Below are 16,056 nucleotides of genomic sequence, written 5' to 3' on the forward strand. Positions count from 1 at the left end.
GACTTTCGGATACGGGCCGGGGCCTGAAATAGTTCCCCAGGATGTTCACCATCCCTGGGCCTCCGACGACGGGGGTGCATCGGGGGACAAGTAGTGGGGCATGGAGTGCCAGAACTCGTACTGGAATTGAATGGAAGGACCTGGACCCTCGATCCGTCCAGGTCGTACACCCTGGGCCGTGATCCCCAGGGCGACCTGGTGATCGACGACGCCAGGGTCTCGTGGCGGCACGCCACCATCAGCTGGGGCGGCCGGAGTTGGGTCATCGAGGACCACGGCTCCACCAACGGCACGTTCGTACAGGGCCAGCGGGTCCACCAGGTGGAGATCGGCCCGGGCTCGGCCGTCCACCTCGGCAACGCCACGGACGGCCCGCGGCTGAACCTGGCCGCCGCCGGCGCCCCCGCGGCGCAGCAGGCCGTCCCGCAGCAGCAGCCGGCACCGCACGCCGCGCAGCAGCCCGCGCACCTCGGGGTGCACCAGGAGGTCACCCACCAGGCCCCGCCGCAGCAGCAGGGCTGGCAGCAGCAGGCGCCGCAGCAGGGCCAGGTCCCGCAGGCGGTTCCGCACCAGCAGCCGCACCAGGGCCCGCCGCAGGTGCCGCACCAGCAGCCCGGTCCGCACGGCGCGGCCCCGGTCCACGGCGACCGCAGCCCCACGACCTTCCACCAGCTGAACCTCGGCCGTGTCATGCGCATCGGCCGTGCGCTGGAGAACGAGCTGGTCGTCTCCGACCTCCAGGTCTCGCGGCTGCACGCCGAGTTCCACGCCACGCCCGACGGGCGCTTCGAGATCCGCGACCTGGGCTCGCACAACGGCACGTACGTCAACGGTCAGCCGATCGCCAAGGGCGGCTCCGTCCTCATCGGCCCCAACGACATCGTCGGTGTCGGTCACTCGACCTTCCGGATCGTCGGCAACCAGCTCGAGGAGTTCGTCGACACCGGCGAGGTCTCCTTCTCGGCCCGCCACCTGACGGTGACGGTCGACGGCGGCAAGCAGATCCTCAAGGACGTCACCTTCGGCGTCCCCGAGAAGTCGCTCATCGGCGTCATCGGCCCCTCCGGCTCCGGCAAGTCCACCCTGCTCAAGGCGCTCACCGGCTACCGGCCCGCCGACCAGGGCGACGTGCTCTACGACAACCGCAGCCTCTACAAGCAGTTCGCCGAGCTGCGCCAGCGCATCGGTCTGGTCCCGCAGGACGACATCCTGCACAAGGAGCTGACCGTCCAGAAGGCCCTGCGCTACGCGGCCAAGCTCCGCTTCCCCGGCGACACCGCCGCGGCCGAGCGCGAGGCCCGGATCGACGAGGTGCTGCGCGAGCTCAAGCTCGACATCCACAAGGAGAAGAAGGTCACCTCCCTCTCCGGTGGCCAGCGCAAGCGCGTCTCGGTGGCCCTGGAGCTGCTCACCAAGCCGTCGCTGATCTTCCTGGACGAGCCGACCTCCGGCCTCGACCCGGGCATGGACCGCGACGTCATGCAGCTGCTGCGCGGCCTCGCCGACGACGGCCGCACGGTCCTCGTCGTCACCCACTCCGTGGCCGAGCTGGGCCTGTGCGACAAGCTGCTGGTGATGGCGCCCGGCGGCTCGGTGGCGTACTTCGGTCCGCCGGAGGAGGCGCTGAACTTCTTCGGCTACTCCACCTGGGCCGACGTCTTCTCCGCCTTCGAGAACTACCGCGACTACGACTGGGCGGGCCGCTGGAAGGGCTCGCAGCACTACCAGATGTACGCCGCGGAGATCGACGCCGTCGCGGCCCAGCCGGTGCAGATGCCGCAGCAGGCGCAGCAGGCGATGACCAAGCCGCCCAAGCCGCAGGGCTGGGGCTCGCAGCTGTGGACGCTGATCCGCCGCTACGTGTCGGTGATCGCCTCCGACAAGGGCTTCCTGGCCCTGATGGTGATCCTGCCGGCCGTCCTCGGCGCGGTCTCGGTGGTCATCCCCGCCGACTTCGGCCTGGGCCGGCCCAAGCCGCCGTCCCGCTTCAACGGTGACGCCGGCACCATCATGCTGATCCTCGCGGTCGGCATGTGCTTCTCCGGCGCCGCCAACTCCGTACGAGAGCTGATCAAGGAACGGGTCATCTACGAGCGGGAGCGCGCCACCGGCCTGTCCCGCTCCGCGTACCTGATGTCCAAGGTCATCGTGCTCGGCGTGATCACCGCCTTCCAGGGCGTGATCATCTGCGGCATCGGCTTCTCCACCCGCGAGCTGCCCACCGAGGGCCTGCTCATGCCGCCCGCCGTCGAGCTCTGCATCCAGGTCATCGCGCTCGGCCTGACCTCGATGATGGTCGGCCTGGTCATCTCCGCCCTGGTGAAGACCGCCGAGAAGACCATGCCGCTGCTCGTCATGTTCGCGATCATCCAGGTCGTGTTCACCGGCATCCTCTTCCAGGTCTACGGTTCGCCCGGCCTGGAGCAGTTCGCCTGGCTCATGCCGTCCCGCTGGGGCATCGCCGGCGCCGGCACCACGCTCGACCTGGCGCACCTGATGCCGCCGTGGGACCACAAGAACCCCGACAACACCGACGCGCTGTGGGAGCACACCGTCGGCCAGTGGAGCCTCGACCTCGGCATCCAGCTGCTCATGGCCACCGTCTGCTGCGTCCTCGTGGCGCGGCTGCTGCGCCGCCACGAGCCGGAGGTCATGCGCAAGTAGCGCGGACCCGCACCGTACGCCCGAGGGCGGCACCCCTGCACGGGGTGCCGCCCTTCGGCATGTCTACGGCGACTCAGTACGCGCTGTTGACGTTGTCGATCGAACCGTAGCGGTCGGCCGCGTAGTTGCAGGCGGCGACGATGTTGGCGACCGGGTCGTACTGGTCGAACTTGGTGCCGGGGATGTGGTACGCCTTGAAGGTCGGGTAGATGACCTGCAGCAGACCCTTGGACGGGACGCCGTTGATGGCGTTGATGTCCCAGTTGTTGATCGCGTACGGGTTGCCGCTGGACTCGCGCATCACGTTCTTGTAGATGCCGTGGTACGTGCCCGGGATGTTGTGCTTGTCCATGATGAACAGCGCCTCGCGGATCCAGCCGTCGAGGTTGTTCGCGAAGACCGGCTTGCGGGCGGCGGCGCGGCTCGCGGCGGCCTTCGCCTCGGCGCGCTTCTTCGCCTCGGCCTTCGCCTTGGCGGCGGCCTTGGCCTTGGCGGCGTCGGCCTTGGCCTTCGCGGCGGCCTTGGCCTTGGCGGCGTCGGCCTTCGCCTTGGCGGCGGCCTCGGCCGCGGCCTTGGCCTTCGCGTCGGCCTCCTGCTTCGCCTTGAGGGCGAAGGTGGAGCTCTGCTCGGCGAGGCCGGCGGCCAGGGCCTTGGCCTGCGGGCTGTTCGCGTCGTAGGACCACGCGACCTGCTGGGTGTTCGCGAGGGCCTGGGGCTCGGTCTCGGTGGAGCCACCGTTACCCGGGACGAGAGTGAAGCCGAGCGCCGCGGCGCTCAGAGCGGCGACGCCGGCGATCGTGGCCTTGTGGGTCTTCTTCAGACCACGACTGTGGCCAGGGGTGTTCGCAGACATGCAGGACTACCTCTTCGAATCGCTGGGGGTCGCTCAGGCCGGGGCGGCGCTGCGCCTGCTCGGCGGCGACGGACGCAATTCTTAGCGGCAGCAAAATCCCGTGGCAAAGGTGTGACGTACGAAGCCGGGTAGTGGATCAGGGGCCTCGCGAGGAGGCCGCCGGGCGGGTCCGTGACCAGCTCCAGCGGCCCTCATCTGTCCTTTATGCGTCCACTAGGGGGATTCGTAAGTGACGTGGGTCCTATGCGCGGGCTCACATCGGGCGCGTAACGGTCTCACCCAGAGTTGCATCAGCAATGCGCGCGGTGAGGGGCCTCCTCCGGCAGGAGGAGATGGATGTCCCCGAACTCGTGCCAGAGGTACCGCTCCCGCACCGCCTCGGCGTACGCCCGCCGCAGCGCGGGCCGCCCCGCCACCGCCTCCAGCATCAGCAGATGCGAGGCCGCCGGCTCGTGCAGCCCGGTCAGCAGCCCGTCCACCACCCCTACCCCCCGCTCGGGCGTGACCACCAGATCCGTCCACCCCGAGGCGCCCCGCACCCACGCCTCGCCCCGGCCCGCCCCTCCTCCCGACGCCCCCACCCCGGCCGACTCCAGCGCCCGCACGGCCGTCGTCCCCACCGCGATGACCCGGCCCCCACCCGCTCGCGCCGCGTTCACCAGCCACGCCGACGTCTCGGGGACCTCGAAGCGCTCCGGATAGGGCGGCTCGTGCGCCTCCGCCGACGCCACGCCCGTGTGCAGCACCACCGGAGCGAACTGCACCCCCCGTCGCACCAGGTCCGCCACGAGCCGCGCCGTGAAGGGACGCCCGGCACTGGGCATCTCCGCCGAGCCCGCGCCGTCCGGCGCCGGCAGCGCGAACACCGTCTGGTACGCGGCGACCGGCTGGTCCCGCTCCGTATACCCGTACCGGATGGGCCGCCCGTACCGGGCCAGCAGCCCCGGCACCTCCGTGTCCGGGCGCGCCCACCACAGCCGCGCCGCCCCCGGCACCAGCGGCTCCTCCAGGACCAGCCGCGCCCCGCCCGGCAGCCGCACCACCGCCCCCACGGGGCCGCCCGGCCGCGGCCGGGTCGCCCCGGCCCCTCCACCGGGCGCCGACCCCGGCGGCTCCCACGGCTCCCGCAGCTCCACCGCCCACCGGCCGTCGTCGCCCCGCGTCGAGAAGTGCACGACCACCGGCACGCCGCCCGGCTCGGCGCCGAGCCGCCCGTCCACCGCCGCCGCCAGCGTCACCGAGGTGTTCACCACCAGCACGTCCCCGGCCCGCAGCAGCCCCGGCAGCTCCCGGAACGCCCGGTGCGTCACCTCCGTCCCCCGCGACACGAGGAGCCGTACGTCGTCCCGGCCGCGCCCCGGACCCCGCTGCTCGGCCGGCACCCGGGCCGACAGCTCCTCCGGGACGGACAGCCCGTCGAGCAGCACGGTCACCGCTCCGCCCCGAGGAGATCCCGCGCCTCGTACCGGCCGCTCGGCAGGCGCTCGTCGAGCAGCCGCAGGAACGCCGGGGCGATCTCCTCCGGCGTGGGCGCGCCCGTCAGATCCTCGTCCGGCTCGGCCGCCGCCAGCATGTCCGTCCGCATGCCGCCGGGATCCACCCACCACACCCGCAGACCGGGCTCCTCGACCGCGAGCACGGCCGACAGCAGATCCAGCCCGGCCTTCGACGCCCCGTACGCGCCCCAGGTGCGGTACGCCACCACCGCCGCGTCCGAACTCACGTCGATCACCGCCCCCGCCGGCGCCTCCCGCAGCAGCGGCAGCGCCTCCTGGACCAGCCCGAGCGGGGCCACCAGATTGGTCTCCAGCGCCGCCCGGAACCGGTCCAGAGGATGCTCCGCCAGCGGCACCAGCGGCTCGGCGCCCAGGATCCCCGCGTTGTTCACCAGGAGATCCACCCCGCCCAGCCGCTCCGCCGCGGCCACCAGGTCCTTGCGGTGCCCGGCGTCCGTGACGTCCCCCGCCGTCGCCGCCACCCGCACCCCCAGCCGCCGCGCCTCCTGCGCCGTCTCCTCCAGTACGGAACCGGTGCGGGCGTCCAGGACCAGGTCCCAGCCCCGCCCGGCCAGCCCGAGGGCCAGCGCCCGGCCGAGCCCTCTCGACGCCCCCGTCACGATCGCGACAGACATCCGCGCCATCCCCTTCGCGTCTTCTCGACTTCTCGACTTCTCGTGTTCTCGTGTTCGCGTGTTCTCGACTTCGCGACTTCTCGACGTGCTCGTCGTTCCGTCGTCCCGTTCTTCCTCGCGTCCCCGCCCCTGCGGGGACCGACGGGTTCCAGGCTCGTCGCCCGCTCCGCCCCGCCGCCTCGTCCGCGGGCCCCGAGCGCCCAGGGAACTTCGACCTAGGCCCCGGGTCCCGGTCCACCGCCGTCCCCGGGCGGATACGGACCGTCACACCCCGCCGGTACGGTGAACACATGAGCCATCGACCCAGCTCCGGACTGGCCGCCGTGAGCAGCGCCCTGCTGGCCATGAACCGCCAGATGGAGGTCCGCGACGTCCTCAAGACGATCGTCGCCTCCGCCCGCGAGCTGCTCGACGCCGAGTACGCGGCGCTCGGCGTCCCCGACGACCACGGCGGCTTCGCCCAGTTCGTCGTCGACGGCGTCAGCGACGCCCAGTGGCGCGCCATCGGCCCGCTGCCCCGCCAGCACGGCATCCTGGCCGCGATGCTCCACAAGGCCGAGCCCGAGCGGCTCGTCGACGTCCGTGAGGACCCGCGCTTCGAGGGCTGGCCCGACGCCCACCCCGAGATGTCCGACTTCCTCGGCCTGCCCGTCCGCGACGGCGACGAGATCCTCGCCGCCCTCTTCCTCGCCAACAAGCGCTGCCCGAAGCCGTCCGGCAGCTGCGGCTTCACCGCCGAGGACGAGGAGCTCCTGTCGATCCTCGCCCAGCACGCCGCCATCGCCCTCACCAACGCCCGGCTCTACGAGCGCAGCCGCGAGCTCACCATCGCCGAGGAGCGCTCCCGCCTCGCCCACGAGCTGCACGACGCCGTCAGCCAGAAGCTGTTCTCCCTCCGGCTCACCGCCCAGGCCGCCGCCGCCCTCGTCGACCGCGACCCGGCCCGCGCCAAGGAGGAGCTCCAGCAGGTCACCGAGCTCGCCGCCGAAGCGGCCGACGAGCTGCGCGCCGCCGTCGTCGAGCTGCGCCCCGCCGCCCTCGACGAGGACGGCCTCGTGCACACCCTGCGCACCCAGATCCAGGTCCTCGACCGCGCCCACACCGCCCGGGTCAGCTTCGACAGCGCCGGTGTCCGCGCCCTGCCCTCCGCCCAGGAGGAGGCCGTGCTCCGGGTCGCCCAGGAGGCCCTCCACAACGCGCTGCGCCACTCCGGCGCCGAGCGCGTCACCGTCTCGCTCAGCCGCAGCGGCCAGGGCGCCCGGCTCACCGTCAGCGACGACGGCAAGGGCTTCGACCCGGCGACCGTCCGCAGCGCCGGCCGCCACCTCGGCCTGGTCTCCATGCGCGACCGGGCCGGCGGGGTCGGCGGCACGCTCACCGTGACATCGGCCCCCGGACGGGGCACCACGATCGAGATGGAGGTCCCCGGTGGCTGAGAAGATCCGTGTCCTGCTGGTCGACGACCACCAGGTGGTCCGCCGCGGCCTGCGCACCTTCCTGGAGGTCCAGGACGACATAGAGGTCGTGGGGGAGGCCTCCGACGGCGCGGCGGGCGTCGCCGCCACCGAGGAGCTGCGGCCCGACGTCGTCCTCATGGACGTCAAGATGCCCGGCACCGACGGCATCGAGGCGCTGCGCCGGCTGCGCGAGCTGGGGAACCCCGCGCGGGTCCTCGTCGTCACCAGCTTCACCGAGCAGCGCACGGTCGTCCCCGCGCTGCGCGCCGGCGCGTACGGATACGTCTACAAGGACATCGACCCCGACGCGCTCGCCGGCGCCATCCGCTCCGTCCACGCCGGGCACGTGCTGCTCCAGGCCGAGGTGGCCGGCGCGCTGCTCAGCCAGGACGAGCAGGGCCCGGGCGGCGGCTCGGGCCGCGGCTCCACCCTCACCGAGCGGGAACGCGAGGTCCTCGGCCTGATCGCCGACGGGCGCTCCAACCGGGAGATCGCCCGCGCGCTCGTCCTCTCCGAGAAGACGGTCAAGACCCACGTCTCGAACATCCTCATGAAGCTGGACCTCGCCGACCGGACCCAGGCCGCGCTCTGGGCCGTACGGCACGGGCTGACCTCGTAGGTACGGCCGTTCCCCTTTTCATACTGTCGTGTGTATGTCCCCCGTTCGGCGCAACCCGGCGGGGGCGGCGGCGTTCTCCAAGGCGTGCTGCGGCGGACCGGCCGCGGCCACGACCAGGAGGAACCCGAAGTGAACAAGCTCAAGAAGGCCGCTGCCCTCACCATGGTCGCCGGTGGCATCGTCGCCGCCGGTGCCGGTGTCGCCTCCGCCCACGGCGGTGCCGACGCCCACGGGCAGGCCCTCAACTCGCCGGGCGTCGCCTCCGGCAACCTGGTGCAGGTCCCGGTCCACGTCCCCGTGAACGTCTCCGGCAACACGATCAACGTGATCGGCCTGCTCAACCCGGCCTTCGGCAACGCCGCGGTCAACCACTGACCCGACCGTCGAACCACCGGCCCCCGGACGATCCCCCCGGGGGCCGGCCCCTTTCCACCCGCCCCCCGGGCCCTCGCTCCTACCGCTCCCTACGACGGCGCTCCTAGAAGCCCCGTTCCCGCTCGCGTTCCTCCACATAGGCGTTGTACGCGGCCACCTGCGCCCGCCGCGCCACCCGCTCCACCGGCCGCAGCGCCGCCCCCCGCGCCGCCGGCCCCTCCTCCCGAGGCGCGGCTCGCGCCGCTCGGCGCTGGGGCGCCTCCCGGGCTTCGCCGCGCTGCGGCGGTCTCCGACCGCCGGTCGTGGGGCGGGTCGGCGGCGGGTGTCAGAAGCCCCGTTCCCGCTCGCGTTCCTCCACATAGGCGTTGTACGCGGCCACCTGCGCCCGCCGTGCCACCCGCTCCACCGGCCGCAGCGCCGCCCCCCGCGCCGCCATCTCGGCCGCGCTCACCGCGCCGCCGTGGCCGTGGTCGTAGGCCAGGTCGACGAGGAGGCCGATGCGCTGGGCCAGCTCCAGGACGCGGACCGCGCGGGCCGGATAGCCGGGGGCCAGGACCTCGCGGCCGGTCTCCGCGCGGGCGCGGTAGGCGTCGCGGGCCGCGTCGGCCGCCGGGCCCGAGGCGGCGACGTCGAGCCGGGTCAGCACGGTCGTCGCCTCGCGCAGCGCCTCCGCCAGCTCCCGCTCCGCCTCGCCCAGCGACGGCACGTCCGCCGGCGGCGCCTCCCGCACCGCCAGGCAGTGCCAGACCACCTCGACGTGCACGTCGCCCGCCGGACCCGCCTCGGAGACGGCGGGCACCAGCCCGTACGGCGCGCCGAAGCCGACCACCGCCTCCTCCGCCTCGAGGGCCCGCGCGTTGAACTCGGGCGGACCGCTCAGCCCCAGCGGATGACCCGGCGCGGGCAGCGCCACCCGCCAGCCGGTCACCCCGAGCCGCCGCAGCCGCCCGAGCGCCAGCGTCAGGCCCACCGGCCCCGCCTCGCCCGGCAGCCCCTCCACGCGGTGCACCGCGTCCTCCCCGACAATCGCGAGCGCCGCGTCGTCCGGCGACACCGCCCCGGCCAGCAGGGCATTGCCCCAAGCGGCCAGACGTCCTGAGCGTGGTTCCGAAAGCATGCCCACAGCGTAGGGACTCGTCGGGGCCCGAGACGCAAAGCAAGCCCTAAGGACCGGCCCGGCCCGCCGGTGGCGTAGGTTTTCCCTGGACGCCGCGCCCACAGGCGCAAGGCGGTGACACGACTCGACCGCAAGGGGAGACAACGCGACCATGAGCGATGTACTGGAGCTGGTGGACGTATCAGTGGTCCGCGACGGACGCGCTCTGGTGGACGAGGTCTCCTGGTCGGTCAAGGAGGGCGAGCGCTGGGTGATCCTCGGTCCCAACGGCGCCGGCAAGACGACCCTCCTCAACATCGCCTCCAGCTACCTCTTCCCGACCAAGGGCACCGCCACCGTCCTCGGCGAGCGCCTGGGCGGCGTCGGCACGGACGTGTTCGACCTGCGTCCGCGCATCGGCATGGCCGGCATCGCCATGGCCGAGAAGCTCCCCAAGCGCCAGACCGTCCTGGAGACCGTCCTCACCGCCGCGTACGGCATGACCGCCACCTGGCACGAGGACTACGACCCGGTCGACGAGGAGCGCGCCAAGGCCTTCCTCGACCGCCTCGGCATGACCGACTACCTGGACCGCAAGTTCGGCACCCTCTCCGAGGGCGAGCGCAAGCGCACCCTCATCGCCCGCGCGATGATGACCGACCCCGAGCTGCTGCTCCTCGACGAGCCGGCCGCCGGCCTCGACCTGGGCGGCCGAGAGGACCTGGTCCGCCGCCTCGGCCGGCTCGCCCGCGACCCGATCGCGCCCTCGATGATCATGGTCACCCACCACGTCGAGGAGATCGCCCCCGGTTTCACCCACGTCCTGATGATCCGTCAGGGCAAGGTCCTCGCCGCCGGCCCCATGGAGACCGAGCTGACCTCCCGCAACCTCTCCCGCTGCTTCGGCCTGCCGCTCGTCGTCGAGCACGTCGGCGAGCGCTACACCGCGCAGGGCCTGCCGCTGAAGTGACCGGCCGGGCGTCGTCACCGCACAGAACCGCGCCCTGTCCCGTACTGCCCCACCGCCCTACCATGACCATGTGGACATCGACGCATGGATCTGGTGGCTGATCGGCGCGGTGGGGCTCGGCATTCCCCTCGTTCTCACCGCGATGCCCGAGTTCGGCATGCTCGCCGTCGGCGCCGTCGCGGGAGCCGTCACCGCGGCCCTCGGCTTCGGCATCGTCGCCCAAGTCGTCGTCTTCGCCGTCGTCTCCGTCGCCCTCATCGCCGTGGTGCGGCCCATCGCCGCCCGGCACCGCGACGGCCACCCCCCGATCCGCACCGGCATCGACGCCCTGAAAGGCCGTCAAGCCGTCGTGCTGGAACGCGTCGACGGCTCCGGAGGGCGCATCAAGCTGGCCGGCGAGATCTGGTCCGCCCGCACCCTCGACTCAGGACTGAGCTTCGAACCCGGCGAACAGGTCGACGTCGTCGACATCGACGGAGCCACCGCCGTCGTGATGTGACCGAACCTCGCCCATGACCCTCCGCGGTCTGGGAAACTCGATCATCGAGATCATCATCTGGTCATCAACCCGGCAGCGAAGGGCACAGGGAACACGATGTCAGCAGTCATCATCGTCCTGATCATTCTGGTGGTGCTTGTCTTCATCGCCCTGATCAAGACCATCCAAGTCATCCCGCAGGCCAGCGCCGCCATCGTGGAGCGCTTCGGCCGCTACACCCGCACGCTCAACGCCGGACTGAACATCGTCGTCCCGTTCATCGACCGCATCCGCAACCGCATCGACCTGCGCGAGCAGGTCGTGCCCTTCCCGCCCCAGCCGGTCATCACGCAGGACAACCTCGTCGTCAACATCGACACCGTCATCTACTACCAGGTGACCGACGCCCGCGCCGCCACCTACGAGGTCGCCAGCTACATCCAGGCCATCGAGCAGCTCACCGTCACCACCCTCCGCAACATCATCGGCGGCATGGACCTGGAGCGGACCCTCACCTCCCGCGAGGAGATCAACGCGGCCCTCCGCGGCGTCCTCGACGAGGCCACCGGCAAGTGGGGCATCCGCGTCAACCGCGTCGAACTGAAGGCGATCGAGCCGCCCACCTCCATCCAGGACTCGATGGAGAAGCAGATGCGCGCCGACCGCGACAAGCGCGCCGCGATCCTCACCGCCGAGGGCATCCGCCAGTCCCAGATCCTCACCGCCGAGGGCGAGAAGCAGTCCGCCATCCTCCGCGCCGAAGGTGAGGCCAAGGCCGCCGCGCTCAAGGCCGAGGGCGAGGCCCAGGCCGTCCGTACGGTCTTCGAGGCCATCCACGCCGGCGACCCCGACCAGAAGCTGCTCTCGTACCAGTACCTCCAGATGCTCCCGAAGATCGCCGAAGGCGACGCCAACAAGCTCTGGATCGTGCCCAGCGAGATCGGCGACGCCCTCAAGGGCCTCTCCGGAGCCTTCGGAAACGTCGCCCCCGGCGTCCCCGGCTTCAACACCAAGGGCGGCCCGACCGCCGACATCCCCGCCCGCCGCGAAGAACCGCCGGTTGACTGACACGTACACGTAATCTCGGGCATGATCGGTACGAGCCCCTCGACTCCGGCGCTCACGGGGCGGGGAGGCGACTCACCGAACCCGTAAGGAGATGGCTTTGTCCATCTGGGACATGCTCGCGATCTTCGCGGCAGGTACCGCCGCCGGCGCCATCAACACCATCGTGGGATCGGGAACGCTGATCACGTTCCCGGTCCTCCTCGCCACCGGCCTCCCCCCGATCACCGCGAACGTCTCCAACGCCCTGGGCCTCGTCCCCGGCTCCATCAGCGGAGCCATCGGCTACCGCGGCGAACTCAAGGGCCAGACCACCCGCGTCCTCCGCCTCGGCACCGCCGCCCTCCTCGGCGGCCTCGTCGGCGCCGTCCTGCTCCTGGCCCTGCCGTCCGACGCCTTCGACGCGATCGTCCCCGTCCTCATCGGCATCGCCCTCGTCCTCGTCCTCCTGCAGCCCCGCATCGCCGCCGCCGTCCAGCGCCGCCGCGAGGCCAGCGGCACCGAGGCCCACCCCGACGGCGGCCCCGCCCTCCTCGTCGGACTCTTCCTCGCCAGCATCTACGGCGGATACTTCGGCGCCGCCCAAGGCGTCCTCTACCTCTCCCTCATGGGCCTGCTGCTCCACGACACCCTGCAGCGCATCAACGCCGTCAAGAACATCCTCGGCGCCGTCGTCAACGGCATCGCCGCGGTCTTCTTCCTCTTCGTCGCCGACTTCGACTGGACCGCCGTCCTCCTCATCGCCGTCGGCTCCACCATCGGCGGCCAGATCGGCGCCAAGGTCGGCAGACGCCTGCCCCCCACCGTCCTGCGCGGAGTGATCATCGCCGTCGGCCTCGTCGCCATCCTCCAACTCACCCTCAAATGACGCCGGCACCATGACGGAGGGCCCGCCCCGAGAAGGGGCGGGCCCTCACAGGTCCACGCACAGACTCAGGCGGCCTGCCCGGCCAGCCAGTCCGGCAGCTCCGACCGCTCGGCCGCCTTCAGCGCGAGCAGCATCGCGTCCTGCGGCGTCGGCACGAACGGCTGGTGCAGCAGCGGCATCCCCGCCTGCTCCGGCGTCCGGTCCGCCTTGCGGTGGTTGTCCTCCGCGCACGAGGCCACCGTGTTCAGCCAGTGGTCCCCACCCCCCTGCGCCCGCGGCACCACGTGGTCCACCGTCGTGGCACGCTTCCCGCAGTACGCGCACCGGTGCTGGTCCCGCACCAGCACACCCCGCCTCGACCACGGAGCCTGTCTTCGGAACGGCACCCGCACGTACCGGCAGAGCCTGATCACCCGGGGCACCGGCATGTCCACGGCGGCCGCCCGGACCCGAAGACCAGGGTGTTCCTGCTCCACGACGGCCTTGTCCTGCAGGACAAGCACCACCGCACGGTTGAGTGTCACCGTCGAAAGCGGCTCGAAGCTCGCGTTCAGTACCAGCGTGTCCCGCATTGTGCCCACCTCCCGTGTGCCGGCCCCAGCCCCCGTCTAGAGGCTCCGGGCTTGGATCAACTCTGGCCGGGCGCGCCGGGTAGGACAACGCAATATCTGCGCAAAGAAAGATGCCCGCTTCTGATCTCTCCAAGACCAGAAGCGGGCAAACAACGGGCGAAGCTCAGCCTTACGCGGGGATCTCGTACTCCGCCACGAGCTGGGCACGCCCCAGGGTGTGGAAGCGCAGATTGAAGCCGACCGCGGCCGGCGAGGCGTCGGCGTCGGGGCCCAGCTTCTCCTGGTCCACCGCGTACACCGTGAAGACGTATCGGTGCGGACCGTCCCCGGGCGGCGGCGCCGCGCCGCCGAAGTCCTTCGAGCCGTAGTCGTTACGGGCGTGCACGGCACCCGCCGGCAGCCCCTCGAACCCGCCCGAACCGGCACCCGCCGGCAGCTCCGTCACCGACGCCGGGATGTCGAACACCACCCAGTGCCAGAAACCGCTGCCCGTCGGCGCGTCCGGGTCGAAGCACGTCACCGCGAAGCTCTTCGTCTCCGCCGGGAAACCCTCCCAGCGCAGCTGCGGAGAGGTGTTCCCCTCCGCCTGCACCTGAGCGTCCTTCAGCACCCCACCCTCCACGACGTCGTCGCTCACCACCGTGAACGACGCCACCGGCGGGTGAAAGTCATGGGGAAGCGGCGCCCTCTTGCCCTCGGCCACGTCTCAACCTCCTGTCGCTACCTGCCCTACGGCACCGACCTTAGAGCCAGTTGCGACGCCCACCGACCTCCGCCAGCCACTGGTTCAGGTAGGCCGCCCAGTCGGTGGAGTGGAAGTCGTGCAGGCCGACGGTGAACGAGCGGTACGAGTCGCTGCCCTCGGTGAACAGACCCGGCTTCTTGTCCATCTCCAGCACGACGTCCATCTCCCGGTCGTCCGCCACGAAGCTGACCTCGACCTGGTTCAGACCCCGGTACTGCGCCGGCGCGAAGAACTCGATCTCCTGGTAGAACGGCAGCTTCTGCCGCGTCCCCCGGATGTGACCGCGCTCCATGTCCGCGTTCTTGAAGCGGAAGCCCAGCTGGATGAAGGCGTCCAGGATCGCCTGCTGCGCCGGCATCGGGTGCACGTTGATCGGGTCCAGGTCGCCCGAGTCCACCGCGCGCGCGATCTCCAGCTCCGTCGTCACACCGATGTGCATCCCGCGCAGCTGCTGACCCGCGATCGCCGTCACCGGCGTCTCCCACGGGATCTCCAGACCGAACGGCACCACGTGCACCGCACCGGCCTGTACCTCGAAGGCCCCGCCGAGGCGCACCTTCAGGAACTCGATGTCCTGCTTGTACTCCTGGTCGTTGCCCTCGACCTCGACGCGCGCCTGCAGTCCGACGGAAAGCCCCTCGATCTGCTGGGCGACCGAACCGCCCTGGATCCGCACCTCACCCTGGACGACGCCACCCGGGACGACGTTCTCCTCCGTGAGCACGGTCTCCACGGACGCCCCGCCCGCACCCAGGCTCGCGAGCAGCTTCTTGAACCCCATGTCCTGCGTCCTCTCCTAGATGGTCTGACCCGTACATACGCGTTGACGGTCCGACCCGTACATACGCGCCACGAAGGTAGCCGGTTCCCCGTACCCTCGGACGCCATGAGCGAGAGCCCCGACCGTACGCCGCTCCCGCGGACCTTCTTCGAGCGCCCCGTCCTGGAGGTCGCCCCCGATCTTCTCGGCCGCACCCTCGTGCGGAACTCCCCCGAAGGCCGGATCGAACTCCGCCTCACCGAGGTGGAGGCGTACGCCGGCGCGATCGACCCCGGCTCGCACGCCTTCCGCGGCCGCACCCCCCGGAACGCCGTGATGTTCGGCCCGCCCGGACACGCGTACGTCTACTTCACCTACGGCATGTGGCACTGCCTGAACCTGGTGTGCGGCCCCGAGGGCGAGGCGAGCGGAGTCCTGCTCCGCGCGGGGGAGATCCTCACGGGCGCGGAGCAGGCGAGGAAGCGACGCCTCTCGGCCCGTTACGACGCCGAGCTCGCCAAGGGCCCGGCCCGGCTGGCCACCGCCCTCGACGTCGGCCGCACCCTGAACGGCGCCGACGCCTGTGCCGGCCCGGACGCCCCCCTGTCCCTCCTCACCGGCACCCCGCCCGCGGCCGGCCAGGTCCGCACCGGCCCCCGCACGGGAGTGGGCGGCGAGGGCGCCCCGCACCCCTGGCGCTACTGGATCGACGCCGACCCCACCGTGAGTCCGTACCGCGCCCACACACCGCGGAAACGCTCGTCCTCAGGCCAGGCTTGACTCGGGTCCAGGAGGTGCGTAATGTAGCCCGAGCCGCTTGAGACGGGCAGTGCTCACTGAAGCCTCCCGGGAGCGGTCATCCACTGCTTACAACGAATCCCAACGGGGCTTATTTCGGCATGCCGGAATCTGTTCCCACCGGCTCGATTATGAGTCGCCAGGGAAATCCGCTAAAGTGGTGGACACGCCGGAAGGGCCCGGAAAGACGAAAGTCGAAAAGGGACCGGAAAGCACCGAGGAAATCGGATCGGAAAGATCTGATAGAGTCGGAAACGAAGGAAGCGCCCGGAGGAAAGCCCGAGAGGGTGAGTACAAAGGAAGCGTCCGCACCTTGAGAACTCAACAGCGTGCCAAAAATCAACGCCAGATTAGTTGATACCCCGTCCATCTTCGGATGGTCGAGGTTCCTTTGAAAAAGTCCACCTTCGGGTGGCACACAGCGAGGACGCTGTGAACGGATCGGACTATTCCTCCGAACCGTTCCGCTCAACGCGAGTGTAGAACCGGCTGTATTAATTTACTGGCCGAGTAAACATTCACGGAGAGTTTGATCCTGGCTCAGGACGAACGCTGGCGGCGTGCTTAACACATGCAAGTCGAACGATGAAGCCCTTCGGGGTGGA

General features: G+C 71.1%; 16 protein-coding genes and 1 rRNA gene. 10 read left to right on the forward strand and 7 right to left on the reverse strand.

The annotated features are described in order from the left end of the window. The first annotated feature begins 93 nt into the window (after nucleotides 1–93). Nucleotides 94–2,664, forward strand: coding sequence for an FHA domain-containing protein (locus ACIGXE_RS05885; protein ID WP_399743593.1), 2,571 nt, complete (start codon nucleotides 94–96; stop codon nucleotides 2,662–2,664). A gap of 73 nt (nucleotides 2,665–2,737) precedes the next feature. On the opposite strand, the gene ACIGXE_RS05890 is transcribed toward ACIGXE_RS05885, so the two are convergent. From ACIGXE_RS05890 to ACIGXE_RS05900, 3 genes are all read right to left on the reverse strand, one after another. Continuing rightward, nucleotides 2,738–3,517, reverse strand: a complete 780-nt coding sequence (locus ACIGXE_RS05890) for a transglycosylase SLT domain-containing protein (protein ID WP_399743596.1) — start codon at nucleotides 3,515–3,517, stop codon at nucleotides 2,738–2,740. 290 nt (nucleotides 3,518–3,807) lie between these two features. Beyond that, a complete protein-coding gene (locus ACIGXE_RS05895; protein WP_399743600.1) occupies nucleotides 3,808–4,950 on the reverse strand; it encodes an S-adenosylmethionine:tRNA ribosyltransferase-isomerase in 1,143 nt (380 codons plus the stop codon). Further along, on the reverse strand, nucleotides 4,947–5,648 hold the full coding sequence (locus tag ACIGXE_RS05900; RefSeq protein ID WP_399743603.1) for an SDR family NAD(P)-dependent oxidoreductase: 702 nt from the start codon (nucleotides 5,646–5,648) through the stop codon (nucleotides 4,947–4,949). Before ACIGXE_RS05900 ends, ACIGXE_RS05895 begins: the two co-directional genes overlap by 4 nt. A gap of 290 nt (nucleotides 5,649–5,938) precedes the next feature. Here ACIGXE_RS05900 and ACIGXE_RS05905 point away from each other — a divergent pair, with 290 nt between their 5' ends. The 3 genes from ACIGXE_RS05905 to ACIGXE_RS05915 all read left to right on the forward strand — a co-directional run bounded on the left by ACIGXE_RS05905 (nucleotide 5,939) and on the right by ACIGXE_RS05915 (nucleotide 8,099). Further along, a complete protein-coding gene (locus ACIGXE_RS05905) occupies nucleotides 5,939–7,084 on the forward strand; it encodes a GAF domain-containing sensor histidine kinase (RefSeq protein WP_399743606.1) in 1,146 nt (381 codons plus the stop codon). After that, complete coding sequence (locus tag ACIGXE_RS05910) at nucleotides 7,077–7,724, forward strand: response regulator (RefSeq protein ID WP_399743609.1); 648 nt, start codon at nucleotides 7,077–7,079, stop codon at nucleotides 7,722–7,724. Before ACIGXE_RS05905 ends, ACIGXE_RS05910 begins: the two co-directional genes overlap by 8 nt. A gap of 129 nt (nucleotides 7,725–7,853) precedes the next feature. Next, nucleotides 7,854–8,099, forward strand: coding sequence for a chaplin (locus tag ACIGXE_RS05915; RefSeq protein WP_399743612.1), 246 nt, complete (start codon nucleotides 7,854–7,856; stop codon nucleotides 8,097–8,099). 325 nt (nucleotides 8,100–8,424) lie between these two features. On the opposite strand, the gene ACIGXE_RS05920 is transcribed toward ACIGXE_RS05915, so the two are convergent. After that, complete coding sequence (locus ACIGXE_RS05920) at nucleotides 8,425–9,216, reverse strand: hypothetical protein (protein WP_399743615.1); 792 nt, start codon at nucleotides 9,214–9,216, stop codon at nucleotides 8,425–8,427. A gap of 151 nt (nucleotides 9,217–9,367) precedes the next feature. Between ACIGXE_RS05920 and ACIGXE_RS05925 the strand changes: the two genes are divergently transcribed. The 4 genes from ACIGXE_RS05925 (at nucleotide 9,368) to ACIGXE_RS05940 (ending at nucleotide 12,576) form a co-directional block, all read left to right on the forward strand. Further along, nucleotides 9,368–10,165 carry an ABC transporter ATP-binding protein gene (locus tag ACIGXE_RS05925; RefSeq protein WP_399743617.1) on the forward strand — a complete coding sequence of 266 codons (798 nt, stop codon included), beginning with the start codon at nucleotides 9,368–9,370 and terminating at the stop codon, nucleotides 10,163–10,165. Between the two features lie 70 nt (nucleotides 10,166–10,235). Continuing rightward, nucleotides 10,236–10,664 carry an NfeD family protein gene (locus ACIGXE_RS05930; protein ID WP_399743621.1) on the forward strand — a complete coding sequence of 143 codons (429 nt, stop codon included), beginning with the start codon at nucleotides 10,236–10,238 and terminating at the stop codon, nucleotides 10,662–10,664. 96 nt (nucleotides 10,665–10,760) lie between these two features. After that, nucleotides 10,761–11,711 carry an SPFH domain-containing protein gene (locus tag ACIGXE_RS05935; protein ID WP_399743624.1) on the forward strand — a complete coding sequence of 317 codons (951 nt, stop codon included), beginning with the start codon at nucleotides 10,761–10,763 and terminating at the stop codon, nucleotides 11,709–11,711. Between the two features lie 91 nt (nucleotides 11,712–11,802). Then, complete coding sequence (locus ACIGXE_RS05940) at nucleotides 11,803–12,576, forward strand: sulfite exporter TauE/SafE family protein (RefSeq protein WP_399743627.1); 774 nt, start codon at nucleotides 11,803–11,805, stop codon at nucleotides 12,574–12,576. Between the two features lie 65 nt (nucleotides 12,577–12,641). On the opposite strand, the gene ACIGXE_RS05945 is transcribed toward ACIGXE_RS05940, so the two are convergent. The 3 genes from ACIGXE_RS05945 to ACIGXE_RS05955 all read right to left on the reverse strand — a co-directional run bounded on the left by ACIGXE_RS05945 (nucleotide 12,642) and on the right by ACIGXE_RS05955 (nucleotide 14,674). Further along, a complete protein-coding gene (locus ACIGXE_RS05945; RefSeq protein ID WP_128976739.1) occupies nucleotides 12,642–13,148 on the reverse strand; it encodes an HNH endonuclease in 507 nt (168 codons plus the stop codon). Between the two features lie 169 nt (nucleotides 13,149–13,317). Beyond that, a complete protein-coding gene (locus ACIGXE_RS05950) occupies nucleotides 13,318–13,851 on the reverse strand; it encodes a YbhB/YbcL family Raf kinase inhibitor-like protein (RefSeq protein WP_399743631.1) in 534 nt (177 codons plus the stop codon). 40 nt (nucleotides 13,852–13,891) lie between these two features. Continuing rightward, complete coding sequence (locus ACIGXE_RS05955; RefSeq protein WP_399743634.1) at nucleotides 13,892–14,674, reverse strand: sporulation protein; 783 nt, start codon at nucleotides 14,672–14,674, stop codon at nucleotides 13,892–13,894. Nucleotides 14,675–14,779: 105 nt separating this feature from the next. On the opposite strand from ACIGXE_RS05955, the gene ACIGXE_RS05960 reads away from it, so the two are divergent. Both ACIGXE_RS05960 and ACIGXE_RS05965 read left to right on the forward strand, forming a co-directional pair. Then, the gene (locus tag ACIGXE_RS05960) at nucleotides 14,780–15,433 is read left to right on the forward strand and encodes a DNA-3-methyladenine glycosylase (RefSeq protein ID WP_399743637.1); all 654 of its coding nucleotides are present in this window, start codon (nucleotides 14,780–14,782) and stop codon (nucleotides 15,431–15,433) included. 535 nt (nucleotides 15,434–15,968) lie between these two features. Beyond that, nucleotides 15,969–16,056, forward strand: a 16S ribosomal RNA gene (locus ACIGXE_RS05965); the annotation flags it as partial.

This window comes from Streptomyces sp. NPDC053431, assembly GCF_044544925.1.
In the GTDB taxonomy this organism is placed as follows: domain Bacteria; phylum Actinomycetota; class Actinomycetes; order Streptomycetales; family Streptomycetaceae; genus Streptomyces.